This window comes from Bacillus sp. PS108 (assembly GCF_037963335.1).
GTDB classification, from domain to species: Bacteria; Bacillota; Bacilli; order Bacillales; family Bacillaceae; genus Bacillus; species Bacillus subtilis.
The window spans coordinates 2179615-2202818 of the sequence record NZ_CP150155.1; the positions used below are offsets into that span (position 1 = coordinate 2179615).

Below are 23204 nucleotides of genomic sequence, written 5' to 3' on the forward strand. Positions count from 1 at the left end.
TCTCTTATATTTGAAACCGATTTCAAAACCGTTACAACAAAAGAATACCATAATTTTAAAATTTGGAAAGAGTTTTTTTAATAATGTGTCAATTCATTATTTTTTCGTTGACTCTTTTCACTATTTATCCTAAAATTTTCTTTGAAACCGTTACCAAAATATTTTCATTCAAGTGATGCTGAAATCCTAACCAAGGGGGAAATATAATGGAAAATCGTTATTCTGTACATCCTGAACAAGTAAAACGCTTTACAACAGAGGAGCTTCGCAGTCATTTCTTAATGGATCCTTTATTTACAGAAAACAAACTTACGATGTATTACTCACATGAAGACCGGGTTGTCATCGGCGGAGCGGCTCCAGGGCAAAGTGAACTGAAGCTTGATGCAGGTGATTTTCTAAAAACAGACTTCTTTTTGGAACGGCGTGAAATCGGGATTATTAATGTCGGCCAGCCTGGTGCCGTTAGAGTCGGCGATGATGAATATGTGCTTCAAACAAAGGATTTTCTCTATATCGGAATGGGTAATCAGGATGTATCATTTTCAAGCCTGAACGGTGAAAAAGCGAAGTTTTACTTCGTCTCCGCTTGCGCCCACAAAAGCTATCCGACACAAAAAGCCGCCCTAGCTGAACTGACACCGGACCGCCTTGGTGATGATGCAGCGTCTAATGTCAGAAGTCTGTACAAAGTCATTCATCAGGATGGCATTAAAAGCTGTCAGCTGATGATGGGAATAACGATGTTAGATCAAAACAACAACTGGAATACCATGCCAGCACACGTTCATGACCGTCGGATGGAGGCTTATCTTTATCTGGATCTTGAAAAGGATTCAAAGGTATTTCATTTCATGGGCCAGCCGGACGAAACACGCCATCTTGTTGTTGGAAATGAGCAGGCTGTCCTTTCTCCCGCCTGGTCTATTCATTCTGGCGCAGGAACATCAAACTATAGCTTTGTGTGGGCGATGGCTGGAGAAAATTACACATTTACGGACATGGATCTCGTTCCGATGGATGGGCTGAAATAAGATGGGTTATCTACATGACGCCTTTTCATTAGAAGGAAAAACAGCGCTGGTGACAGGCCCTGGAACAGGGATCGGTCAAGGAATTGCCAAAGCCCTAGCCGGTGCTGGCGCTGATATTATCGGCACATCACATAAAAGCAGCCTGTCTGAAACACAGCAGCTTGTGGAACAGGAAGGCCGGATATTTACATCTTTTACATTGGACATGAGCAAGCCGGAAGCGATAAAGGATTCTGCAGCTGAGCTGTTTGAAAACAGGCAGATCGACATCCTTGTCAATAATGCCGGCATTATTCATCGGGAAAAAGCGGCAGATTTTCCAGAAGAGAACTGGCAGCACGTACTGAATGTCAATCTAAACAGCCTGTTTATTCTGACACAGCTTGCTGGCAGGCACATGCTGAAAAGAGGTCATGGAAAGATTATTAATATTGCCTCTCTCCTGTCTTTTCAAGGCGGCATCCTCGTTCCGGCTTACACCGCGAGCAAACACGCTGTTGCCGGTTTGACAAAATCATTTGCAAATGAGTGGGCAGCGTCAGGTATTCAGGTCAACGCAATCGCCCCAGGCTATATTTCTACTGCGAATACAAAGCCTATTCGGGATGACGAAAAGCGAAATGAGGACATTTTAAAGAGAATTCCTGCCGGCCGCTGGGGCCAAGCGGATGATATCGGGGGGACTGCAGTCTTTTTGGCATCACGTGCTTCAGATTATGTAAATGGACATATTTTAGCAGTTGATGGCGGCTGGCTATCCCGCTGACAAATAAAAAAAGCTGACGAACGATCGTCAGCTTTTTTCCATTACATCTTATGCGGTTCAACAGGCAAGACCTTTTTGACCTCATCAATGATGCGTTCATTTTCTCCGCCAGCGTAAATGTGAATCGAGCCGCTGTCTTGATTCGAGCGAATCAGGCGCCCGATGCCCTGCCGTACACGTAACAACATATATGGCAGATCAACTTCTTCGAACGGATCTTTTTTCGCTCCGTTGCGCTTCGCTGTAAATACAGGATCGTGTGGCGGAAATGGCAATGACCAAATGGTAACATTCTTCAATGCGTCACCGGGAATGTCGAGTCCTTCCCATAAGTGAACTGAACAAAGTACTGTTTCCTCTTCCTCTTGGAATTTCTCTACTAAGCTGCTGATTTCCTCATCACCTTCAAAGAAAATTGGATACGGCAGCTCCCATGCCGCCGACAGCTCTTTAAACTCGTTTAATTCTTCAAAAGAAGGGAAAAGCACCAGCGTTCTTCCTTTGTAACGTTTGATTGTTTCAATCGTTTCAGCCGTTTTTTGCTCAGCGTCCATATCTGTTTTTGCGTATAGATTAATACTCATTTGCTCGTCATAATCATAAGGGGAATCAACAGTTAATGACAAATAATCATGAATCCCAAGACTGTCGGCAATATAATCAAACGAACCGCCTTCTGACAGCGTAGCAGAAGAGAAGATATAAGGAATTTTCTTAGAAAACACTTTTTCGCCAAGTACTTCTGCTACCGTTCTCGGCATCACGACAAAAGTTGATTCTGCTTCCTTTTTCTCCAGCCAGCTGATTGCATCCTTTTGATATAGAGATAATGAATACGCCATTTGTTCAACATATTCTTCCACTACTGACAACTCGTATTGATCAATCGTATACATTTCAGACTCAAATACAAGTGCCTCACCGATTTTATCAAGTAAACGGCAAAGCTCGTCCGCCGCCTTTTTGACACGCTGGTCATTTTTTATTTCTAAACGGTGTGAACCGGCTACTTCCTTTGATTCTTCAGAAAGAACATAGAAAAATTCGTCGTTTGCGAGAAGCGCATCTTCAATCAATTCTGCAAACTCTTCTCTGATGTCATTTTGCAGCAATCGTTCTAAAAACAATTCAAGAGTAGACTGCTTCACTCTATAGGTTAGCGCTTTTTGCGCAGCAAACTCTAACAAGTGCCCCTCATCAAATACAACTGCACTATGATCAGGCAAGAGCGGCAGCTGGCCCTCTCGTTTGCGTGATTCTTCCGTCCACACATGCTCCATATAAAAATCATGGGAACATATGATTAAGTCCGTTGACTTGCGATAGTAATCTCTGGAAAGTGTCAGACCGCATCTGTGTCTCATATCACAAGTCAGACAGTCCTGAAACGAGTCGTAGCTTACGTCAGACCACTCTTCATTCGATAGATTTGCGTACTGCTTACGGTCGCCATACGGATAAAAGCGCTGCATCGCCTGTGACTCGTGGACAAATGACGGTAACGACTCATAAAGATCCAGCCATTTATCATCATCAGAACGCTGCATTGTTTTTTCAAGCTTCTTCAAGCATAAATATTGCTCATGTGATTTTGACAGCCTTGTATCAATTTTCAGATCAAGATGCTCAGCCAGCTTAGAAATATCGCCCTCTTTTTTCACTAGCTGTTCAATTAATGTTTCATCTGCACAAGCGATGATGGCGGGTTTGCCGACATACCTTGCATAGCTGATTGCAAAAAGAAGATATACCAGCGTTTTCCCCGTTCCCACTCCAGCTTCGGCGAACATGACTTTTTTCTCTTTAAACGCCCGCTCCAGCTGAAAAGCCATAAATACTTGCTCGTCCCGAAGATCAAACCCTTTTTCGGGAAGGATATCGTAAAACACGTCACCAATCCAATTGTTCAATTCTTCATAAAAATTCTTTGTTTTCGTTAAAGAAAAAGGCAAACGTGATGTTGTCACCTAGTTCCAACCCCCAACTATTCGACATTCAGACCACCAATAATATCATTTTCCGCTGATGAATACAATAAAAAAACTTGGCAATGCCAAGTTTTTTGCAGTTTACTTACGATTGATCACATGCGACGATAAAAAAGGATGGTCTGTTGAATAAATATGTTCTACCGCTTTTTCTAAATTAGTTTGCGCATGCGAAATCATAGACGGAGACGATTCAGTCCCGAGCTCCTTCAGCTCGTTTGCTGTTGCGTCAAGCGCCCTTTGAATAAGATTAAAATGTTCGCTGTTCAGCATGAGATCACCTCTGATGGAAATAATCATCATTGTATGCGAACTTTTCATTTTATATACATGCTTTACCGCATGTTATCACCGAAACATGCACAAACTACACTTGATATTCCGTCTCCGGATTATCCGTCTTATCAACAATATTCTATCAGGGAGTGATGTTGACATGAGTTATAGAAACCGATTAGATCAGCATTCTGAACTGTTTCATCACAATTGGACGCGGCCTAAACGTTCTAAGTCTCAAGTAAACGGTCACACTGAAATGTCCCAAACCAACATTATATTGAGAAGCAACGCGAAAGCTCACCGTTGGTAACGATAGAATAGGGCTGAAAGATGAAAGAAGACGCATGCAGAGCGTCTTCTTTTTATGCGTTTTCTGTTTTCTTGCGCTGCGGCCTTACTTTTGACCAATATTGATAATAATCCGTTTTTATAAACCCGTTAAAGAGTTTTCGTTTCTTCGTTGCTTTTCTGCCATATGCTTCCTCAAAGTTTTCATTTGATGTCAGCATATACACAGACCAAGTATCAAGCGGCTCGAACGCCTTCCCCATTTCTTTATACATCTGCTCAACAGCTTTTTTCTCGCCGAGACGCTCTCCATATGGCGGGTTGCCGACAATTACGCCAAATTCCAGATTTGTGGTAAAGTCTTTGACCTGCATCTGCTTGAACTGGATTAAATCTCCCAGTCCTGCTTCCTCTGCATTTTCTTTTGCGATTTGAACCATGCGGTGGTCTATGTCGCTAGCGAAAATTGTAAGCGGCTGATCATAATTTGCCTTTTCTTCGACTTCAAGCCGCGCTTTGTTCCACAGATCTTTACCGATCCATTCCCAATCCTCTGAAACAAAATCGCGATTGAATCCCGGTGCGATGTTTTGGCCGATTAACGCCGCTTCTATCGCGATTGTTCCGGAGCCGCAGAAAGGATCAACAAACGGGCGGTCGGGCGTCCAATTGGTTAATTGCACCAAAGCGGCAGCAAGTGTTTCTTTAATCGGCGCACCGCCCTGATCGACACGGTATCCTCGTTTGTGAAGGCCTGTCCCTGATGAGTCCAGTGTAATCAAAGCCTGATCTTTCAATAAAGAAATTTCGACTTTATACTCGGCACCTGTTTCTTCAATCCAATCATTGGCTTTGCCGGACTGCAGCTTGAGCTTTTCGACAATTGCTTTTTTGACGATCCGCTGACAGTCGGGAACGCTTGCAAGTGTTGATTTTACCGATTTTCCGATGACAGGGAATTTCCCGTTTTCAGGTATAAATGAGCGCCAGTTAATCGCTTTCGTTTTTTCAAACAGTTCATCAAATGTTTTCGCTTTAAAAGAAGCAACCTGAACCTTTATGCGGTCGGCTGTTCTAAGCCAAAGGTTCGCACGGCAGATGGCAAGTGCATCACCTTCAAAAATAACTTTCCCGTTATCAACCTTGCATTCGTATCCTAAATCTCGTACTTCCTTTGCGACAACAGCTTCAATGCCCATCGGCGCCGTTGCAATTAGTGTATACTTCTTCATCGTATCACCCTGTCTTTTAAAACTTTTCTCTTTTCAAGATAAAAGCTCTCCTTATACGGGAGAGCTTGTTTTCATCATTTTAAATGTAAGTGGTTTAACGTTCTGTAAGCCATGTTTTGTTCCGTCGTACTGCAAACGGCTCATCACCTCGTACTCAGGCGGCAATCATCTATCTACAGAAAGCATTCTGTCCTTCTCTCCGTTGAATTCCGTTAAGAAGGTTCCCCTACCAAAATTTGGGTTTCTCGCTCGAGGGGTTTACCGCGTTCCACTCTCACCATTTCTAGTGAGACTTCGTCACTGTGGCACTTTCAAGGATACTCAGCCATATCCGAAGACGTAGGCTTTTTTCCTGCCGTCAGTCTCTAAAGACTGCCCTAGCTTATGACTTCGCTAGGCACGAACACTACGGGCATCTCAGCACCGTGCGAGCATGGACTTTCCTCTACAGATTCAAGATCTGCAGCGATTACCCGAACGTTAAGAACATGAATTATTATATAACAACTGATTACAATTTACAAGCGCCATTTTTTTCAAGCATGATCAATCATAAAGCTTGCTGCCAAAAACGTGTTTTTCTAAGTTAGACAGCCGTTTTAAAATATCAAAGTTTGTTGTGTTAGATTGCACAGGCTGTTTTTTGCTGGCTTCTTCAAGCTGTTTTTTCAGCTGCAGATTTTCCTGCTGCAGTTCTTCAATTTCTTGATGGAAGGTTTCATAATCCTTAATAATCATATCTAAAAATTTGTCAACGTCTTCTTGCTTGTAGCCTCTAACGCCTGTTTTAAATTCTTTTTCCAAAATTTCTTTCGCAGAAAGCTTTACTTTATCAGCAAGCATCTTTTTCACCTCGTATCGTGAATCATCACATATATTTTTTCAGAAATCTGTACGGTTGTCAAATTTCTCTTATTGCTATGAGTAGCTGTCTTCCTCTACTGTCACTCTCAAGTCATCCATTGTAATAAAGTAGATGGGATAGCCATCCTGTTCGCGCCTTTTTTCCGCTGTCCCAAGCATATACTTAGGGGAGCCTTCCTTTTCCGGGTCATATAAAAGCAGAAGCCCGTCGGACTTATCAATGAAGAACTGATTTTTTTGTTTGAATTGAAGCGGGCTTTCATAAGGACGGTGAGTCAGGCTTGCTTCATAGTCTGCCTGAGCCAGAACTGCTTCATACTGTTCCTTATTCGGTTCTTTCCAGTTCTTTTCCTGCTCGTAAAATGGTGTGATGACAGCTACCTTTAAATCAGGGTATTCCTCCTGCAAATCATATGCAGCTTCTGCCGCCCACAGCTCTGCTCCAAGCTGGCCCGAAATTAAAATCCATTCTAATCCTTCATCCAAAAAAGCAATCAGCCGGTTCTTAATGGCTTTTTTTATGTAATACAGCGCCTTGTCATCCTGCTTAAATATCCCGAGTTCAAACGGTTTATAGCCCGTTATTGCCAATACTTTCATCATTTCACCTGCTTTAAAAAATGGGGCTCCCGTGGGCCCCATTTGTTGTGCTGCATTGTTTACACCATCAAGCTGCACGTTTTCCATACTAGTAGTCGCAGCAAGGTTTTCCTGCTTGAAAATGCTGATGCGTAGCCGGGTCAACATTTGAGAAAGTGTGTGGAAAGTAGTGAACGTGCTGAAAATGCTGGTGGTTTACGTTTGTTGTATGCTGTGGGTGAATGTGCGGCACGATAGTCTTCGAAAACGTATGGTGTTCACAGCAATGAGTAGGATGGACAATTGGCGCCATCATATGCGGTCTGCAGTGATGCATGATAAAATCCCCTTTCCATAAACTTTATTACAATACTAAGCTATGAAAAATAAGGGGTACATGTTCTGATGCAAAGACCTATTTTAAAAGTGTGCAATTAAGCTGTCTTTAAAGTTTGAAAACACAAAAGCAATCAAAAATACCACAACAAAGAACAAGTAAAAAACACCCTTATACATACCAACTCTCCCTTTAAAAATAACTAACGTCATTTTACAGGATTCGCCGCTATTCTACAACAAAATCAATGTGAATTCAGCAAAAAAAATTCATGACGAAACAAGTCGTCTTTTGCGCTTTCCCGGGGAATATTTAAGAGGAATATTTCCTCTTTAGCCGGGCAATTCTCACATGCAGTTTTTCAGTTTCTTTCTCTGATAAGCATGCCGCATCGCTAAGCAATTGCTCTGCTACTTGCAATGCTTTTCCGAATTCTTTTTTCTTATGCTCAAAATATTTCGCGAGCTCTATTACAGCAGCGTATCTGCACTTCTGGTTTTGCGAGCGGGACAGCTTTTCCCAAAGCGGCACTGCTTCTTCCAAGCGGTTTTGTTTTTTGTACAGGAGCGATAAATCCAGCCGTGCACTGTCCTGATCCTCAAACGATTTTTCTATAAGCCTTTCCAACTGCTTGATCGCTTGGTCCGTTTCCTTATGAGCCATAAACCATTTCGCCATAGCATAGGCTTCACTGTGTTCTTTTGGCGCATGTGATTCTGAAAGGATTTTTTTAGACATATGGATGTACAATGAAATGAGCGATAACACATCCATTTCATTATGATGCAGGACACCTTTTAAAAGATCCGGCTCTTGCGCCTTGATAAAATGAAAGTAAAGCATTGGCGCCAAGTAGCCCGGTGTGTCTTCTAGCCTGCGGATGCCGAGCTCCTCTTTTTCAACCGTGCCAAGAGATACACGGTCCATTTTGTGTTTCCACAGGCGTCTAGCTCCATGCAAAAGATCAAAGTGGCCAAACTCCGGAAGCTTCGGAAGTCTGTCACGGATCAAGGTGTGCCTTGTTTTCACCTGCGGCCAATCAAAGGCTTTGCCGTTGTAGGTCACAAGTGATGTAATGTCAACCTCGCTTAAAAAGCTTTGGTACAAGGCGACTTCGTTCCCCGGTTTGGGCAAAAGATGCTGTTTGACTGTCACTCGGTCTTCATATACTCTCGCATGCCCAAGCAAAAAAATGGTATTCCCAGCTCCACCCCCAAGACCGGTTGTTTCTGTATCAAAGAAAAAGAGGTTGTTTTTGTTATACCCTTTTGCTGACAATGTATGCGACAGGCCGCTTTGATTCCACAGTGTGATCACTTCTTCAAGCTCAGAAAAGCTGTATAACCCATGGCGGTGAGAAAGCGGATATTCTACTTCTCTGATGAGGCAATATTCATCTTCGAAGATGAAAGGCTTCATGCCAAAAGCCTCCCACTCTTCTAAAAACGGGATGTCATCAAAGTGGTTTTCTTGTTTGCCTGCTTCTATTTTTTGTTCTCCTTCGTCGAGCGCCATGTGCTTTTTCATCCGTTGGAGTTTCCCTTTTAATGACATATCCGGCCTCCCTCCTTACGACATTTGATCCAACAGCTGCAAAATTCTTTCCTTTGCTTTTATCCCTTCTATTTCCGTACCTATACAAGACGGACAGCCGTCATGACAAGGACAATGTGTAATCAGTTGTTTCGCCGCTTCATTAATGTCTGAAAAACGTTTAAAGACTTCCTCCGCCAAACCGATACCGCCCGGATAATGATCATATAAAAATATGGTTGGCAATCCGGTATGGGCTGCTTTAATTTGAGAAACAACATGAACATCATTTCGATCACACATGATATACACAGGGACAATATGCTGCAGCACATTCGAGATGCCAAGAAGCAGCTGTTCCAGTGTCTTTTCCCCGATGTCTTCATCCGCTGTTTTGATTTCGAGCCAAGCTGCACTTGTATGCAGTTCTTCTTCCGGCAAATGAATAGGTCCAGACCCAATATTTTCAAAAGTGGTCATTTTTATTTTTTTAAAAATGGTCGGCAGGGCATTGACAGTGACGTCTCCGTAGTGCAATGACGTACGGCTTTTTTCTTTCGTTTTATCGATTTCTAATACCTTCAGCTGAACTGCCAGGTTTGCATCCGTATAATATTCGACATCGACTTTTCTGACATACGCCTTTTTATGGTCCCAATCGAGCTTCTCAACTTGATACTGAACGCCTTCATGCAAATAAATCGCTTCATCATGCAAAAGCGTCATCGCACTAAAACGGTCCATTTCACCGATAATCCTTACATTTGCAATATCCGACTGATCAACTATAACGACATTTTCCTGGGAGGCGGAACGCAAACTGATGTTTGAAGCAGGAAACGACTCACTTGCCCAATGGTACCGTTCGCCGTTGCGGTGAAGAACAGCCTCTTCCTCAAGATACTCAAGAATATCACTGACTTCCATGGGTCCAAATTCTTCATCAGCTCTAAAAGGAAGCTCATAAGCCGCACACTTTAAGTGGTCTACTAAAATAATCAAATTCTCCGGATTGATTCTTGCAGATTCAGGCGAACGATTAAAGAAATATTCAGGATGCCGCAAAATATATTGGTCAATCGGTGTTGAATTGGCTACCATGATAATCAAAGATTCACCATGTCTTCTGCCGGCTCGTCCCGCCTGCTGCCAAGCACTTGCAACACTTCCGGGATACCCCGTCATTACACACACTTGCAGCTGGCCGATATCAACACCAAGCTCTAAGGCATTCGTACTGACCACTCCTAAAATGTCGCCTTCTCTCAGGCCTTTTTCGATTTCTCTTCGCTCTTTCGGCAGATAGCCTCCCCGATAGCCTCTGATTGATTTTGTTCCAATCTCTTTTTTCACAAGCTCCTGAATATGGCTTAAAATAATTTCCACCCGAACTCTGCTTCTGGCAAAAACAATGGTCTGCACTTTGTTTTTAAGGAACTCTTTCGCCAGTTCATTCACTTCTGCGGTTGCGCTCCTTCTAATATTGAGCGGTTTGTTCACAATTGGCGGATTGTAAAACACAAAATGCTTGCGTCCGCTCGGTGCGCCGTTGTCATCGACCAGCCGCATCGGTTTGCCTGTCAGCTGCTCTCCCAATTCCTTTGGGTTGGCAATTGTTGCGGAAGTACAAATAAAAACCGGATCACTTCCATAAAACCGGCAGATCCGCTTTAGCCGCCGGATCACATTTGCCACATGGCTGCCGAACACACCTCGATACGTATGAAGCTCATCGATGACGATATACTTAAGGTTTTCAAACAAACTGACCCATTTCGTATGATGCGGTAGAATGGCAGAATGCAGCATATCGGGGTTTGTAATGACAATATGACCTGCTTTTCTCACCTTTTGTCTGATTGCCGGAGACGTATCCCCGTCATATGTAAAGCTTTTAATATCAATGCCCATTTCATCAATAATTTCATTTAGCTCGCTCTTTTGGTCTTGTGCCAGCGCTTTAGTCGGAAATAAATATAACGCCCGGTTTGTTTCATCTTGGGCGATGGACTGCAGGACTGGGAGGTTGTAGCATAACGTTTTTCCTGATGCTGTTGGCGTTACGGTAACGATGCTCTCTCCTTTTTGCACATATTGAAAAGCGGAATATTGGTGAGTATATAGTTCATCAATGCCCCTTTTCGAAAGGGCCGCTTTGATTCTCTCGTCTATACTTTCGGGCATAGGCCTTGTTTTTGCTTCCCGAGGCTCAATTTCATGCCAATTCACAACGTTTTCATTTCCTTTTAAATCAGAAATGAGTTCAGTCAGTGATTTCTTTTTCATTCTTTACACCTCTTTGTCAAGTACAGTTTACCGAATATTTGTTTGCATGGCTAGGTGCAAATTATATACAGTTGAATAAAAAAAGCAAGGCATACGCCCTGCTTATTTCGCTTTTATTGTAAGGAGCTTTGATTTGCCTTTACGAGCAGCCTTTTCGCCTGCCGGCACCATTGATCCTACAGCCTCACCATTCATTATAACGATTGGGATGACTGTGCTGCTCGCTTTTTCTTTTATTAATTCCAAATCACATGTAATCAGCGGGTCACCGACCTTCACTTTATCCCCTTCTTTAATGTGGGCAGTAAATCCTTCTCCGTTCATATTGACTGTCTCCAGCCCGACATGAATTAACAGCTCAATTCCCGAGCGAGTCCGAATGCCAACGGCGTGTTTGGTGTGGAAAATCTGAATGACTTCACCTTCAGCAGGAGAAACGATTTCACCGCTAGAAGGTTCCACCGCTATTCCTTCTCCCATCATTTTCTGTGAAAAAACAGGGTCCGGTACATCTGACAGGTCCATTACTGTACCGTCTGCCGGAGAATAAATAACCTCTTCTGTCACCTTTTCCTGAGTTTTGCCCATTCCGAATAATTTTTTCAGCAATGTATTTTCTCCCTTCTCATTCACTTCAACCGTTATCCCTTCATTCACCACTATTTAACCACACTTTCAATTTTGCTTCAATTTATAACAACATCTGGCATAGACGCATAATCTGGTTAAAAAAGGCGGTGGCGAAATTGGAATTCTATGATGACAAAAAGAACGAACTGCAAAAGAAAGAAGAAATCATAACGGAGGCAATCGACACTCTTTTTCAATCCTCAGCGTTCGGCAACCTTATAAACGGATTTCAGAACCTGATCAACTCGAGTTTAAAGGATGTGCAGACGACCATACATGTCAGAGAAAAAGATACTGGGCTGTATATCGATATTACCATTCCGGCGACGTTTCGAGATGGCGAGATCGTCGTTGATGTTAAATCGAGGTATCTCCATGTAACACTCCAAGAAAAACAGAAACACCAAAATGAGGCTACCTTTACAAGCATGACAAGAACGGTTCAGCTGCCTTATGAAGTTCGCCAAGAAGATATGGAAACGTCTTGGAACGAGCAGACAATGACACTTTTCTTTCCAAAAAATAAGCATGAATGAACGATTCATTCATGCTTTTATCATTTAAAAAAGCTGGTAAATCCCTTTATTAAAGATCCGACCTGATTCATTGCACTCATTACTTGACCTGTCGTATCCATCATTTTATTAAAATCAAATTGCCCATTGGCTTTTTTGAACTGCGACATAATGCTTTGAAATTGCGAAGGCTGCTGTTGATTAGGCCTTGGGATAGGATAAGGGTTAGAAAATACAGGCGGCTGCATAGGCATAGGCTGGATCGGAGCATAGGGCTGATAATAATCCTGCTGTCCATAATGCTGCTGAGGCAGTTGTTGCTCTAAATAACCGGGTGCAGCCTGCTGATAATATCCTTGCATTTGCTGAGGATAATAATAGCCCATTTGCCGAGGATAGCTTCGAGAGCTCCTGTTCATTGCGATTCCCCCCTAAACACAACATATTTCTCTTCTATATATGTATGAATGACTTCTATTGTTTGTGTCACAAGTGATGATTAGCATTTGTCAAATTGTGTCGAAAGTTTAAATTTTTTAAAAACAGAAAAAAGTCGAATCATTATGGTACCATATTTTCAATACAGATGAGAGGGGATGCACCATAATGAACGTATCATACTTAAGCAAACGTTTTGCAGAAATGAAGAAATATGAAACAGACTGTATGAATAAACTGATGGACTTTGCCAAGTTCCTCTATATTCAAGGACATCTCAGCATAACTGAGTTTCGTAACAGTATGAAGGTTCTCGAAGCAAATGGAGCAGAAAGCCCGGCATATGAGATGAATTAACGTCCGGCCCCCTATAAAAACGAAAAGAAGACAGCCTTTTACCGGCTGTCTTCTCTTGCAATTTCATCCTTTACTGCGTGCAATGTATAAAGGACTGACTCAGTGATGTCCTTGAATCGTTTTTTATGAATATGATGAACATATGATTGAAGGACCAATTCCAGGAAATTATCCTTTACAGTCTCAATTTGCTCTTTATGCACATATTTTGGCCGGTGGGCTTTTATCAATTCAAGAGCACCCTCTGCCCAGCGGGCCGCCAGTTCATCATTCTCTTCAACTGCAGGCTTTATCGTCTCAAAAAAATCATAAGAATGATTACTGTTTTTTCCTTCCTGATACCGATCAGCGCCTTTTTCAGCAACTTCAATCATTTGCTCGGTCATTTCCAGCAATGTTTGTGATAGCAATACCTTTCACCTCAATGCCTATCGTACCAAATTTCACTCACAAATTCAGCCGATGCGGTATACCTTCTCAAACGCATACCTGTGTTCAGGCGATTGATACAGCTCATTTATACAAATATGAAGATCTATGATTTCTTCTTCAAGCATACTTAGGCGATCGTTTTCCGTTTCCCGCATCTCAGCCTCTAATGCATTTACAGAATGATTCAGGCTTTGCTCAGCTCGCGTTAATTCATCTTCTATATCAGAAAGCATACGGAGAATATCTGTCTTGCATACATAACCGGACATTCGTGTACCTCCCTTTCCTTGTCTCTCCCGGTTAACATTCTTTGCTCTCAAGGCTCTTTCCTTCCTCATGACAAAACTAGAAGCAAATCGCCAAACAAACAGGTATTCCACGAAAAGCTGAAGTTTTCGACAAAAACACCCGCAAAAATTGTATGATCCTCCTCCTTAATGCAAACGATACTTGTGAGGAGGTGCCGTATGAAAACAAGACCGAAAAAAGCCGGCCAGCAAAAAAAGACTGAATCAAAGGCAATCGATTCTTTAGATAAAAAATTAGGCGGCCCGAACCGCCCTTCTACGTAAGAAGCAAGGAATTTCCTTGCTTCTTTATTTTTTGAGCCACTGCTCCACCGCAAAAAGCGCATGAAGCTGGCGCTTTTTATGTAAATACCAGTCTGTCAATTCAATCTGCTTCGGCAATTCCTCGCGCCTAAAGAACGTTTTCTTTATCTTTCCATGAAACCAATCTGTTTTCGTTCCGTCTAATGAGTGGATTAACTCAGGGTAGCATGTCCTTAGCATAGGAGATGTTCTTTTTGTAATCCCGATCATCTTTTCCATATCAAAACGGGAACCTGAGTGCGACACTGTGTGCAAAAAGTGATAAAAAGAGGAGAACAATTCTGGCTTGAACAGCAATTGAGACAGCTGCTTTCCCAGCCTTATCCTTTCCTCCGCCTTTGAAAAGCGTTTCACTGAAATGCCGTAAAGAAACCCATTTGAGGAAGGAAAAATAACGGTGTTAAAATGAAACCAGTCACTTAAATAAAAAGGAATCGTGTCAAAAACATTCTTTTTAAACGAAGGATTTTGTATAATAGGTGTTTGGATAGTGTTTTGTTCATTTATAATGAGGGCATACATTAGCCGCTCCGTATTTCGGTCATGCCAAAAACGGGTCCACTCTTCCGACATAAATTGTGAGACGCCAAACACATGCAGAAGATGAAACAGCGGTTTCCCGACTCTTTTTGACCAGTGGTATAGTAGAAGCTGCGGATAGGCATCCGAAAAAATAAGCCAGTTCGCTCTTTCATAGGCTAAAAAGAACCATTTTTGCTGTCTCTCACGAAGTCCAAGCTGAAACAGACTGCCTTTTAAGTCAGTCATTGACCAGCCGGCATTACGAGAAACGAAAGAAGCCAAGAGTGACCATTTGATTTCCGGGTGACGGTCGTAAAATGCTTTATAAGCATTTGTTCTTGAAATGTTATCCGCGTTTTTTATTTTTGTCTGCCGCTCAATCCGGCTCAGAAGCTTTCTAATGGTCTGTTGTTCTTGCACGTTCATTCACTTCCGTCATGATTAGTTTAATAAGGAGGATGAGAAAGTGATTCGGTATCCTAACGGAAAAACATTTCAGCCGAAACATTCGGTTTCATCCCAAAACAGTCAGAAAAGGGCCCCGTCTTACAGTAATCGCGGAATGACCCTCGAAGATGACTTAAACGAAACGAATAAGTATTATCTGACAAACCAAATTGCCGTTATACACAAAAAGCCGACACCTGTTCAAATTGTAAATGTCCATTATCCAAAAAGAAGTGCCGCAGTGATTAAAGAAGCTTACTTTAAACAATCATCGACAACAGACTACAATGGGATTTACAAAGGGCGGTATATTGATTTTGAGGCGAAAGAAACGAAAAACAAGACTTCTTTCCCCCTGCAGAATTTTCATGCCCATCAAATCGAGCATATGAAGCAGGTAAAGGCTCAAGACGGTATTTGTTTTGTTATTATATCCGCTTTCGACCAGGTTTATTTTTTGGAAGCCGATAAGCTGTTTTATTTCTGGGACAGAAAAGAAAAAAACGGCAGAAAATCAATTCGAAAAGATGAGTTGGAAGAAACAGCTTATCCGATTTCTCTTGGATACGCACCCAGAATTGATTATATTAGTATTATTGAACAGCTTTATTTTTCGCCATCATCTGGTGCGAAAGGTTGATTAACGAAAGGTTGAGATGTTATGTCAGATCAATTTAACAGCCGTGAAGCTCGACGAAAAGCGAACAGCAAGTCGAGTCCTTCACCGAAAAAAGGCAAGAAACGAAAAAAGGGCGGATTGTTTAAAAAGACCCTTTTCACTTTACTCATTCTGTTTGTTTTAGGCGTAGTTGGCGGTGCTGTTACATTTGCCGTTATGGTTTCAGATGCGCCTTCACTAGACGAAAGCAAATTGAAGACGCCTTATTCATCAACGATTTATGATAAAAACGGAAAAGAAATTGCTGAATACGGTTCCGAAAAGCGGTCCTACGTCTCAATAGATGAAATACCTGATGTCGTAAAAGAAGCCTTTATCGCGACAGAAGACGCACGTTTTTACGAACACCACGGGATTGACCCTGTCCGTATCGGAGGTGCCCTTGTCGCCAACTTTAAAGACGGCTTCGGAGCTGAAGGCGGAAGTACGATCACCCAGCAGGTCGTTAAGAATTCCCTTCTGTCCCATCAAAAGACGCTGAAACGGAAGGTACAGGAAGTGTGGCTTTCAATTCAGCTGGAGCGCAATTACTCTAAAGATGAAATTTTAGAAATGTATTTAAACCGGATTTATTTTTCTCCTAGAGCATACGGAATCGGAAAAGCGGCGGAAGAATTTTTCGGCGTCACAGATTTAAGCAAATTGACTGTGGAACAAGCTGCGACACTCGCGGGTATGCCGCAAAGCCCGACAGCGTACAACCCCGTTAAAAACCCGGATAAAGCGGAAAAAAGACGGAACATCGTCCTCAGTCTGATGAAAAAGCAAGGATTTATTTCTGATTCTCAATACAACAAAGCGAAAAAAGTGGCAGTGAAAGACGAAGGCGTTGTTTCACAAAAGGAATATGAAAAAAACAATTCAAACAAATACAGCGCGTTTGTTGAAGAAGTCATGAAAGAAATTGAAGAAAAATCTGATGTCAATCCAGGTACTGACGGATTAAAGATTTATACAACATTAGATACAAAAGCACAAGACAAACTAGATGAATTAATGGACGGAGACACTGTCGGATTTACTGAAGGCATGCAGGGCGGTGTGACGCTTCTCGATACCAAAAACGGAGAAGTCCGAGCGATTGGTGCGGGACGCAATCAGCCTGTCGGAGGCTTTAACTATGCTACTCAAACTAAGGCACAGCCTGGTTCGACCATAAAACCGATTTTGGACTATGGACCAGTTATTGAAAATAAGAAATGGTCCACATACGAACAAATTGATGACTCAGCTTATACGTATTCTGACGGAAAACCGATTCGTGATTGGGACCGCAAATATCTAGGGCCTATCTCAATGCGTTACGCTCTGGCCCAATCAAGAAATATACCTGCTTTAAAAGCATTCCAGGCAGTCGGTAAAGATACTGCTGTAGACTTTGCAAATGGACTTGGCCTTGGTTTAACAAAAGATAATGTAACAGAGGCCTATTCTATTGGCGGTTTCGGTGGGAACGATGGTGTTTCTCCTCTGACAATGGCAGGTGCATACAGCGCGTTTGGAAATAACGGAACGTATAATGAACCCCATTTCGTAAAGTCTATTGAATTTAACGATGGTACAAAGCTTGACTTAACACCAAAATCAAAGTCAGCAATGAGCGATTACACTGCGTTTATGATTACAGATATGCTGAAAACAGCTGTTAAGACAGGTACTGGACAGCTTGCACAAGTACCTGGTGTAGAAGTTGCAGGAAAAACAGGAACGACTAACTTTGATGATAATGAAGTCAAAAGGTACAATATCGCTAGCGGTGGCGCCCGAGATTCTTGGTTCGTTGGCTACACACCACAATATACAGCTGCCGTCTGGACGGGAATGGGAGAAAACGAAGCTGGAAAGAAATCTCTTTCAACTGAAGAACAAAAAGTTGCAAAGCGCATCTTCGCCCAGCTCATTGCTGATGTCGATGACGGAAGCGGATCATTTGAGAAGCCTGACAGCGTAGTGGAAGCCTCTGTAGAAAAAGGCTCAAACCCTGCAAAACTGGCAGGGCCAAATACGCCAAGCGATAAGAAGCTCACAGAGTACTTTGTTAAAGGCACAGCTCCTTCTACTGTTTCTAAAACATATGAGAAAGAAGAAAAAGAGGAAACAGCTAAACTGTCTGGTTTAAACGTGAAATACGATAAAGACAATCAATCTTTAACGTTAAGCTGGAATTACGACGGAGATGCGACCTTTGCTGTTAAGCAATCTGTTGACGGCGGCAGCTACTCGGAAATTCAAAACAGCTCTGCAAAAGAAGCAGTCATTTCGGGTGTGCAGCCAGGATCTGTGTACAAATTCGAAGTAACAGCCGTCAGTGATGATGGCAAAAGTACAGCTTCCACATCCTATGAGGTGCCAAAAGCTGAAGACGATGAAGATAAAAAAGACCAGCAGCAAACTGATGATGAAAAACAAGATGATGAGAAGACTCAGGATGATACACAAACTGATGATTCTCAAAAAGATGACGGTCAGACGGATCAAGATCAGACAGATGATTCAACAAACGATCAAGACAAAAAACAAGACAATACGAACACCAATCCGTCCGACAACAATAACCAAGACCAATCAAACGATAACGATAACGATAACGACAACAGTAACAACCAGGATACGTCGGATGGTGATTCGAACTCTGGTAAGAATGATTCAACAGGTTCTGACACGAATAAAAATAAAACAGACACATCTAATAAAACACAAACAAACTCATCATCCATTGAAAAAACAAATTAAACAAAAAAGCCGTCACCTTTGGGGTGATGGCTTTTTTGGTACACAATAAAAAACCTCCCGTTTTAACAGGAGGTTTTATCGATTCATCGCATGATATTTATAAAAATGCTTTTTCATTTCGGTAATCAGCTCATCAAGCTGAATAAAGCAATGGTATTGGGTCGGCTTAAGAAGAATAAATTCCACTCGTTCAGCCCAATTAATCGGCTTTGCGGGATATGATTTCTCCCTCAGTTCTTGCCAATCGAGCGATTTCACCGGCTCACCTGCTGTCCAATGTAACGAAGCCAGCAAACACACAATGCCCTTTAACATTTCGTTTTGGTCACATCTCGATTTTCGTGTTTGAAAGACTGGGAGAAGTGATGCTTTGATGTCATCCCACACTTCAAATAAAAGCGGAACGTATTTCCCGCTGTCCTCCCATGGCAAATCGCCTTGTAATTCCGTGCAGAAATCAAAATACACGGGATTGGTCTGCAAGGTTTTCTTCATATCCGAGGAACTCTTCTGGCCAAGACTGCGCAAGTATTGCTCATAGGAAGCCAACACTTCTTTTGCTTGCGTCATCGTTTCACCAGTCCTTTTTTATCCCTCTTCTGCCCTTCTCTGCACAAAGAAAGCAGCGGACACTCCGCACAGCGCGGAGATTGGGCTTTACAGTGATATCTGCCGAAGAAAATAAGCCGGTGATGCGTAACGGACCAGTCTTCTTTGGGAACCTTGCGCATCAGCGTCTTTTCAACTTCCAGAACCGAGTCCTTCCACCGGCAAATGCCCAATCGTTTGCTGACTCTCTCCACATGGGTATCTACGGCAATGGCCGGCACGCCAAACGCAACGGATACCACTACGTTTGCGGTCTTTCTCCCGACCCCTGGCAGTTTGACAAGCTCATCGCGGTCTCTCGGCACTTCTCCGCCGTAATCTTCAATAATCATTTTACTCAGCTTTTGAATATTTTTCGCTTTATTACGATATAAACCGATTGATTTAATATCCTGCTGAAGCTCTTCCAGCGGAACAGCCAAATAGTCTTCCGGCCGTTTATATTTTTGGAATAATGTTTTGGTCACTCTGTTTACAAGTGCATCTGTACATTGCGCAGATAAAGCAACAGCCACCACTAATTCAAAAGGATTGGAATGAACCAGTTCACACTCCGCATGAGGAAACATGTCACCTATCTTGTCTAAACAGAATTCAATTTGTTTTAGATTTAACACGATTGTCACCTTTTCACTTTATTGTTCAAGCCAATTGTAAAAAGGAACCTGCCTTTTATACTCTTTTTGCGGTTCATTCTGCTTTGCTTGTACACGCCGGAATTTTTGGCTGTGTATTTTTGCCTGCTCCACAGTTTTAAGCCCGTTTTTCTTCCATTCAAACAAAATCCGGTCAATGTAGCGGAAACTGAGTTTTCCTGATAGTACAGCCTCTTTTAACGCGTGTTTGATCAGTTGTGCGTCATGCTGATCCTGGTCCTGCCAGATCGCCAGCGTTTCACACTCCAAAGGCGATAACGGCCTTGCGAACTCTTCCTCAAAAATGGTATAAAGGCTTTTTTGTTCCCCTTCTGCTTTTCTTTCCTGTGTTTGATTCTGTGCAAGCTGAATATACTCGTACAGTTTCCCCCATAAAGGCTGAAGAGAATATTTCTCAAATTTGATGCCGTTTTGATCCTCGCATTCTTCAATAAACAGAAAGCCTTTTTGAATAAACATCCGCAATCTGTTTGTGCATTCTTCAACAGAAATTGACATACCTTCCTGCAACTGATTCGGTGTAGGAAAATATGATCCTTTTTCTAAATGCATTTTAATTTTTAACAGCAGAATAAGTTCTGTTTCATTAAGCCCAAGCTGTTTATAATGCGTGAGCAGAAGATTGGGAATGGTTGATGTTCCCTGCTCCTGCATATCAATAAATTGCTGTTTTTTCATCGTCACACCTCTTACTGTAAAGGATTGTGATTGCCCCTTTACTGTAAAAAGTCTCCCTTGCAGGAGACTCTTTTTTGTTTCATTTGAATGTATTACGGATACAGACGGTTTAACAGTCTTGGGAACGGAATCGTTTCACGAACGTGAGGCGCTCCGCTGATCCAAGCTACTGTCCGCTCTAATCCAAGGCCGAAGCCGGAATGAGGAACTGATCCATATTTTCTAAGTTCAGCATACCATTTATATGCGTCAGAATCCAGTCCATGTTCTTTAAGACGCGATTCCAAAAGTTCCATATCGTGAATCCGTTCAGACCCGCCGATGATTTCTCCATAGCCTTCCGGCGCAATCAAGTCAGCGCAAAGCACAACGTCCTCACGGTCAGAAGCCGGCTGCATATAGAACGGTTTTAAGGACGTCGGATAGCGAGTGATGAATACCGGTTTGTCATAGTGTTCAGCAATCGCTGTTTCATGAGGCGCTCCGAAATCATCTCCCCACTCGATATCGTCAAAGCCTTTTTCTTTCAGAAATTCAATCGCTTCATCATACGTAATTCTTGGGAACGGAGCTTTGATTTGCTCAAGTTTTGACGTGTCTCTTCCCAATGTGTTTAGTTCAATTTTGCAATTTTTAAGAACTGATTGCACGATGAAAGAAACGTAATTTTCCTGTACTTGAAGGTTTTCTTCAAATTCTACAAACGCCATTTCCGGTTCGATCATCCAGAATTCGATTAAGTGACGCTTTGTTTTAGACTTTTCCGCTCTGAATGTCGGTCCGAAAGAGAATACTTTTCCTAAAGCCATTGCCGCAGCTTCCATGTAGAGCTGGCCGCTTTGAGACAGATATGCATCTTCATCAAAGTACTTTGTGGCAAAGAGTTCTGTTGTTCCTTCAGGTGCGCTTCCAGTCAAAATCGGCGGATCCACTTTTACGAAGCCTTCGTTATTAAAGAATTCGTAAGTCGCGCGAATGATTTCATTACGGATTTTCATGATCGCATGCTGGCGCTTTGAACGCAGCCATAAATGTCTGTGATCCATTAAAAATTCCGTTCCGTGTTCTTTTGGTGTAATTGGATAATCGGTCGCTTCGTGAATGACTTCAATATCTGTCACAGCAAGTTCATATCCAAGCGGAGAACGCTCGTCCTCTTTGACAATCCCTTTTATATAGAGCGACGTTTCCTGCGTCACTGATTTAGCTGTTTGGAAAATGCTTTCTTCCACTTCCGCTTTTACTACGACACCCTGAATAAAACCGGTTCCGTCCCGAAGCTGTAAAAACGCAATTTTCCCGCTTGAACGCTTATTAGCGACCCAAGCTCCGATCGTTACTTCCTCACCTACGTGCTTGTACACTTGGTTGATTGTTGTTTTCAACATATTTCCCTCCAAAACAAGAAAGACATTCGGAAGCTCATTGCCCCGCGAACTCTTTTATCATCACTTTATTATACCCGCTCTTAACTAACCGGGTCAATGCAGATAAAAAGCGGCTTTTCTGTCAGCCGCTTTTTGATCTGTTAGCTATGTTTTTCTACAAAACGCTTGATTCTTTCAATGGCTTTTTCAAGAAGATCTAACGATGTTGCATAAGAAAGACGGACATTCTCAGGAGAGCCAAATCCGGATCCTGGAACAATCGCAACTTTTTCCTCCTCGAGAAGCGCTTTAACAAATTCATCTACATCTTTGAAACCGCAAGATTGAGCTGCCTCTTTTGCATTCGGGAACAAGTAAAAAGCACCTTCCGGCTTCACACAGCTGAACCCTGGGATTTCTATGAGCTTTGCATAGATCGTATTTAATCTATGTTCAAATGCTTCTCTCATTTCTTCCAATGGCTCAGAAGGCCCGTTATAAGCAGCAATCGCTCCGTATTGTGCGATTGATGTCGGGTTTGACGTGCTGTGGCTTGCAAGGTTCGTCATCGCTTTAATAATGTCTTCAGAGCCTGCCGCATAACCGATTCTCCAGCCTGTCATGCTGTGGGACTTCGATACGCCGTTTATAATGACCGTTTGCTCTTTCAGTCTGTCTGACAGCTGTGCAATGGAAACATGTTTCTTTCCGCCGTATGTAAGTTTTTCATAAATTTCATCTGACACAATCAAGATATCATGTTCAAGGCACACTTCACCGAGTGCAGATAGTTCTTCTTCCGTATACATGACACCAGTCGGGTTGCTTGGAGAGTTAATAACGATTGCTTTTGTTTTTTCCGTAATTGCATTTTTCAGCTGCTCAGGCGAAATTTTGAAGTGATTTTCCTCAAGCCCTTCTACATAAACAGGCTTTCCGCCAGCGAGTTTCACCTGCTCCGGGTAGCTTACCCAGTAAGGCGTTGGAATAATAACTTCATCTTCTTCATCCAAAATCACTTGGAAAAGGGTATACAGAGCATGTTTGGCACCAGTGCAGACAATAATTTGAGACGGTTTGTATTCAATATTCTGGTCGCGTTTAAATTTCTCTGCAATGCTGTTTTTCAGTTCAGCCAAACCACCGGAAGGCGTGTATTTCGTATGGCCCTCGTTCATCGAACGCACAGCGGCATCAATAATATGCTGCGGTGTATTGAAGTCAGGTTCGCCTGCTCCTAAGCCGATGACATCATGGCCTGCGGCTTTCAGTTCTTTCGCTTTCGCTGTGATTGCCAGTGTGGTTGATGGTGTTAATGCGGATACTCTTTTTGCCAGTTTCAAC

The 23204-nt window shown here is 42.5% G+C and carries 27 protein-coding genes and 1 other RNA gene; 8 read left to right on the forward strand and 20 right to left on the reverse strand.

Features of this window, described 5'->3' with window-relative positions:
- The first annotated feature begins 206 nt into the window (after window positions 1-206).
- Together kduI and kduD are read left to right on the forward strand one after the other, a co-directional pair.
- Complete coding sequence (kduI, locus tag NSQ16_RS11050; protein WP_015251844.1) at window positions 207-1034, forward strand: 5-dehydro-4-deoxy-D-glucuronate isomerase; 828 nt, start codon at window positions 207-209, stop codon at window positions 1032-1034.
- 1 nt (window position 1035) lies between these two features.
- The gene (gene kduD / locus NSQ16_RS11055; protein WP_015714147.1) at window positions 1036-1800 is read left to right on the forward strand and encodes a 2-dehydro-3-deoxy-D-gluconate 5-dehydrogenase KduD; all 765 of its coding nucleotides are present in this window, start codon (window positions 1036-1038) and stop codon (window positions 1798-1800) included.
- Between the two features lie 41 nt (window positions 1801-1841).
- Here kduD and NSQ16_RS11060 read toward each other — a convergent pair whose 3' ends face one another.
- A complete protein-coding gene (locus NSQ16_RS11060) occupies window positions 1842-3767 on the reverse strand; it encodes an ATP-dependent DNA helicase (RefSeq protein WP_015714148.1) in 1926 nt (641 codons plus the stop codon).
- 102 nt (window positions 3768-3869) lie between these two features.
- The gene (locus tag NSQ16_RS11065) at window positions 3870-4061 is read right to left on the reverse strand and encodes a hypothetical protein (protein ID WP_080530064.1); all 192 of its coding nucleotides are present in this window, start codon (window positions 4059-4061) and stop codon (window positions 3870-3872) included.
- Window positions 4062-4224: 163 nt separating this feature from the next.
- Between NSQ16_RS11065 and NSQ16_RS11070 the strand changes: the two genes are divergently transcribed.
- A complete protein-coding gene (locus tag NSQ16_RS11070) occupies window positions 4225-4377 on the forward strand; it encodes a YpzG family protein (protein ID WP_010327933.1) in 153 nt (50 codons plus the stop codon).
- 52 nt (window positions 4378-4429) lie between these two features.
- Here the strand turns inward: NSQ16_RS11070 and NSQ16_RS11075 are convergent, their stop codons facing one another.
- The 9 genes from NSQ16_RS11075 to NSQ16_RS11115 all read right to left on the reverse strand — a co-directional run bounded on the left by NSQ16_RS11075 (window position 4430) and on the right by NSQ16_RS11115 (window position 11795).
- Window positions 4430-5587, reverse strand: coding sequence for a class I SAM-dependent RNA methyltransferase (locus tag NSQ16_RS11075; protein WP_021481520.1), 1158 nt, complete (start codon window positions 5585-5587; stop codon window positions 4430-4432).
- A gap of 100 nt (window positions 5588-5687) precedes the next feature.
- An RNA gene (rnpB, locus tag NSQ16_RS11080) (RNase P RNA component class B) lies at window positions 5688-6068 on the reverse strand.
- Window positions 6069-6133: 65 nt separating this feature from the next.
- Window positions 6134-6430 (reverse strand): cell division regulator GpsB, encoded by a 297-nt coding sequence (gpsB, locus tag NSQ16_RS11085; RefSeq protein WP_003225629.1) that lies wholly within the window; start codon window positions 6428-6430, stop codon window positions 6134-6136.
- A gap of 75 nt (window positions 6431-6505) precedes the next feature.
- On the reverse strand, window positions 6506-7051 hold the full coding sequence (locus tag NSQ16_RS11090) for a DUF1273 domain-containing protein (protein ID WP_169072847.1): 546 nt from the start codon (window positions 7049-7051) through the stop codon (window positions 6506-6508).
- Window positions 7052-7139: 88 nt separating this feature from the next.
- Window positions 7140-7367, reverse strand: a complete 228-nt coding sequence (gene cotD, locus NSQ16_RS11095; RefSeq protein ID WP_010886551.1) for a spore coat protein CotD — start codon at window positions 7365-7367, stop codon at window positions 7140-7142.
- 83 nt (window positions 7368-7450) lie between these two features.
- A complete protein-coding gene (locus NSQ16_RS11100; RefSeq protein WP_003230707.1) occupies window positions 7451-7579 on the reverse strand; it encodes a hypothetical protein in 129 nt (42 codons plus the stop codon).
- Window positions 7580-7679: 100 nt separating this feature from the next.
- Window positions 7680-8921, reverse strand: a complete 1242-nt coding sequence (gene mrfB, locus NSQ16_RS11105; RefSeq protein WP_230488221.1) for a metal-dependent exonucleaseMrfB — start codon at window positions 8919-8921, stop codon at window positions 7680-7682.
- A 15-nt stretch (window positions 8922-8936) separates the two neighbouring features.
- Window positions 8937-11186 carry an ATP-dependent helicase MrfA gene (mrfA, locus tag NSQ16_RS11110; protein ID WP_230488222.1) on the reverse strand — a complete coding sequence of 750 codons (2250 nt, stop codon included), beginning with the start codon at window positions 11184-11186 and terminating at the stop codon, window positions 8937-8939.
- Window positions 11187-11288: 102 nt separating this feature from the next.
- Window positions 11289-11795: a PTS glucose transporter subunit IIA gene (locus NSQ16_RS11115; RefSeq protein ID WP_230488223.1), complete on the reverse strand. Its 507-nt coding sequence runs from the start codon at window positions 11793-11795 to the stop codon at window positions 11289-11291.
- 137 nt (window positions 11796-11932) lie between these two features.
- On the opposite strand from NSQ16_RS11115, the gene NSQ16_RS11120 reads away from it, so the two are divergent.
- Complete coding sequence (locus tag NSQ16_RS11120) at window positions 11933-12352, forward strand: Hsp20/alpha crystallin family protein (protein WP_015714150.1); 420 nt, start codon at window positions 11933-11935, stop codon at window positions 12350-12352.
- 20 nt (window positions 12353-12372) lie between these two features.
- Here the strand turns inward: NSQ16_RS11120 and NSQ16_RS11125 are convergent, their stop codons facing one another.
- Window positions 12373-12750, reverse strand: a complete 378-nt coding sequence (locus NSQ16_RS11125; protein ID WP_014477159.1) for a YppG family protein — start codon at window positions 12748-12750, stop codon at window positions 12373-12375.
- 187 nt (window positions 12751-12937) lie between these two features.
- On the opposite strand from NSQ16_RS11125, the gene NSQ16_RS11130 reads away from it, so the two are divergent.
- Complete coding sequence (locus tag NSQ16_RS11130) at window positions 12938-13126, forward strand: YppF family protein (protein ID WP_003230690.1); 189 nt, start codon at window positions 12938-12940, stop codon at window positions 13124-13126.
- Between the two features lie 38 nt (window positions 13127-13164).
- Here NSQ16_RS11130 and NSQ16_RS11135 read toward each other — a convergent pair whose 3' ends face one another.
- Window positions 13165-13536: a YppE family protein gene (locus NSQ16_RS11135; RefSeq protein WP_015714151.1), complete on the reverse strand. Its 372-nt coding sequence runs from the start codon at window positions 13534-13536 to the stop codon at window positions 13165-13167.
- A 45-nt stretch (window positions 13537-13581) separates the two neighbouring features.
- Window positions 13582-13827 (reverse strand): YppD family protein, encoded by a 246-nt coding sequence (locus tag NSQ16_RS11140; protein ID WP_015251831.1) that lies wholly within the window; start codon window positions 13825-13827, stop codon window positions 13582-13584.
- A gap of 198 nt (window positions 13828-14025) precedes the next feature.
- Here NSQ16_RS11140 and sspM point away from each other — a divergent pair, with 198 nt between their 5' ends.
- The gene (sspM, locus tag NSQ16_RS11145) at window positions 14026-14130 is read left to right on the forward strand and encodes an acid-soluble spore protein SspM (protein ID WP_003225606.1); all 105 of its coding nucleotides are present in this window, start codon (window positions 14026-14028) and stop codon (window positions 14128-14130) included.
- 24 nt (window positions 14131-14154) lie between these two features.
- Here sspM and NSQ16_RS11150 read toward each other — a convergent pair whose 3' ends face one another.
- Complete coding sequence (locus tag NSQ16_RS11150) at window positions 14155-15117, reverse strand: DUF2515 domain-containing protein (RefSeq protein ID WP_230488224.1); 963 nt, start codon at window positions 15115-15117, stop codon at window positions 14155-14157.
- A 40-nt stretch (window positions 15118-15157) separates the two neighbouring features.
- Here NSQ16_RS11150 and recU point away from each other — a divergent pair, with 40 nt between their 5' ends.
- Both recU and NSQ16_RS11160 read left to right on the forward strand, forming a co-directional pair.
- Window positions 15158-15778, forward strand: coding sequence for a Holliday junction resolvase RecU (gene recU / locus NSQ16_RS11155; RefSeq protein WP_015714153.1), 621 nt, complete (start codon window positions 15158-15160; stop codon window positions 15776-15778).
- 21 nt (window positions 15779-15799) lie between these two features.
- Window positions 15800-18550, forward strand: a complete 2751-nt coding sequence (locus tag NSQ16_RS11160; RefSeq protein ID WP_230488225.1) for a PBP1A family penicillin-binding protein — start codon at window positions 15800-15802, stop codon at window positions 18548-18550.
- A 75-nt stretch (window positions 18551-18625) separates the two neighbouring features.
- Here the strand turns inward: NSQ16_RS11160 and NSQ16_RS11165 are convergent, their stop codons facing one another.
- The 5 genes from NSQ16_RS11165 to aspB all read right to left on the reverse strand — a co-directional run bounded on the left by NSQ16_RS11165 (window position 18626) and on the right by aspB (window position 23203).
- The gene (locus NSQ16_RS11165) at window positions 18626-19120 is read right to left on the reverse strand and encodes a YpoC family protein (protein WP_009967579.1); all 495 of its coding nucleotides are present in this window, start codon (window positions 19118-19120) and stop codon (window positions 18626-18628) included.
- Window positions 19117-19776 carry an endonuclease III gene (gene nth, locus NSQ16_RS11170; RefSeq protein WP_009967580.1) on the reverse strand — a complete coding sequence of 220 codons (660 nt, stop codon included), beginning with the start codon at window positions 19774-19776 and terminating at the stop codon, window positions 19117-19119. Before nth ends, NSQ16_RS11165 begins: the two co-directional genes overlap by 4 nt.
- 18 nt (window positions 19777-19794) lie before the next feature.
- Window positions 19795-20493 (reverse strand): DNA replication protein DnaD, encoded by a 699-nt coding sequence (dnaD, locus tag NSQ16_RS11175; protein WP_004398499.1) that lies wholly within the window; start codon window positions 20491-20493, stop codon window positions 19795-19797.
- A 92-nt stretch (window positions 20494-20585) separates the two neighbouring features.
- On the reverse strand, window positions 20586-21878 hold the full coding sequence (asnS, locus tag NSQ16_RS11180) for an asparagine--tRNA ligase (RefSeq protein ID WP_004398777.1): 1293 nt from the start codon (window positions 21876-21878) through the stop codon (window positions 20586-20588).
- A gap of 143 nt (window positions 21879-22021) precedes the next feature.
- A complete protein-coding gene (gene aspB, locus NSQ16_RS11185; protein ID WP_003230667.1) occupies window positions 22022-23203 on the reverse strand; it encodes an aspartate transaminase AspB in 1182 nt (393 codons plus the stop codon).
- Window position 23204 lies beyond the last annotated feature (1 nt).

Excerpts from the sequence above, each read along its gene's own strand:
- kduI (WP_015251844.1), top strand. The coding sequence starts at position 207 with ATGGAAAATCGTTATTCTGTACATCCTGAACAAGTAAAACGCTTTACA.
- kduD (WP_015714147.1), top strand. The coding sequence starts at position 1,036 with ATGGGTTATCTACATGACGCCTTTTCATTAGAAGGAAAAACAGCGCTG.
- NSQ16_RS11065 (WP_080530064.1), bottom strand. The coding sequence starts at position 4,061 with ATGCTGAACAGCGAACATTTTAATCTTATTCAAAGGGCGCTTGACGCA.
- NSQ16_RS11070 (WP_010327933.1), top strand. The coding sequence starts at position 4,225 with ATGAGTTATAGAAACCGATTAGATCAGCATTCTGAACTGTTTCATCAC.
- NSQ16_RS11075 (WP_021481520.1), bottom strand. The coding sequence starts at position 5,587 with ATGAAGAAGTATACACTAATTGCAACGGCGCCGATGGGCATTGAAGCT.
- gpsB (WP_003225629.1), bottom strand. The coding sequence starts at position 6,430 with ATGCTTGCTGATAAAGTAAAGCTTTCTGCGAAAGAAATTTTGGAAAAA.
- NSQ16_RS11090 (WP_169072847.1), bottom strand. The coding sequence starts at position 7,051 with ATGAAAGTATTGGCAATAACGGGCTATAAACCGTTTGAACTCGGGATA.
- cotD (WP_010886551.1), bottom strand. The coding sequence starts at position 7,367 with ATGCATCACTGCAGACCGCATATGATGGCGCCAATTGTCCATCCTACT.
- NSQ16_RS11100 (WP_003230707.1), bottom strand. The coding sequence starts at position 7,579 with ATGACGTTAGTTATTTTTAAAGGGAGAGTTGGTATGTATAAGGGTGTT.
- mrfB (WP_230488221.1), bottom strand. The coding sequence starts at position 8,921 with ATGTCATTAAAAGGGAAACTCCAACGGATGAAAAAGCACATGGCGCTC.
- mrfA (WP_230488222.1), bottom strand. The coding sequence starts at position 11,186 with ATGAAAAAGAAATCACTGACTGAACTCATTTCTGATTTAAAAGGAAAT.
- NSQ16_RS11125 (WP_014477159.1), bottom strand. The coding sequence starts at position 12,750 with ATGAACAGGAGCTCTCGAAGCTATCCTCGGCAAATGGGCTATTATTAT.
- NSQ16_RS11130 (WP_003230690.1), top strand. The coding sequence starts at position 12,938 with ATGAACGTATCATACTTAAGCAAACGTTTTGCAGAAATGAAGAAATAT.
- NSQ16_RS11140 (WP_015251831.1), bottom strand. The coding sequence starts at position 13,827 with ATGTCCGGTTATGTATGCAAGACAGATATTCTCCGTATGCTTTCTGAT.
- sspM (WP_003225606.1), top strand. The coding sequence starts at position 14,026 with ATGAAAACAAGACCGAAAAAAGCCGGCCAGCAAAAAAAGACTGAATCA.
- NSQ16_RS11150 (WP_230488224.1), bottom strand. The coding sequence starts at position 15,117 with ATGAACGTGCAAGAACAACAGACCATTAGAAAGCTTCTGAGCCGGATT.
- NSQ16_RS11160 (WP_230488225.1), top strand. The coding sequence starts at position 15,800 with ATGTCAGATCAATTTAACAGCCGTGAAGCTCGACGAAAAGCGAACAGC.
- NSQ16_RS11165 (WP_009967579.1), bottom strand. The coding sequence starts at position 19,120 with ATGACGCAAGCAAAAGAAGTGTTGGCTTCCTATGAGCAATACTTGCGC.
- dnaD (WP_004398499.1), bottom strand. The coding sequence starts at position 20,493 with ATGAAAAAACAGCAATTTATTGATATGCAGGAGCAGGGAACATCAACC.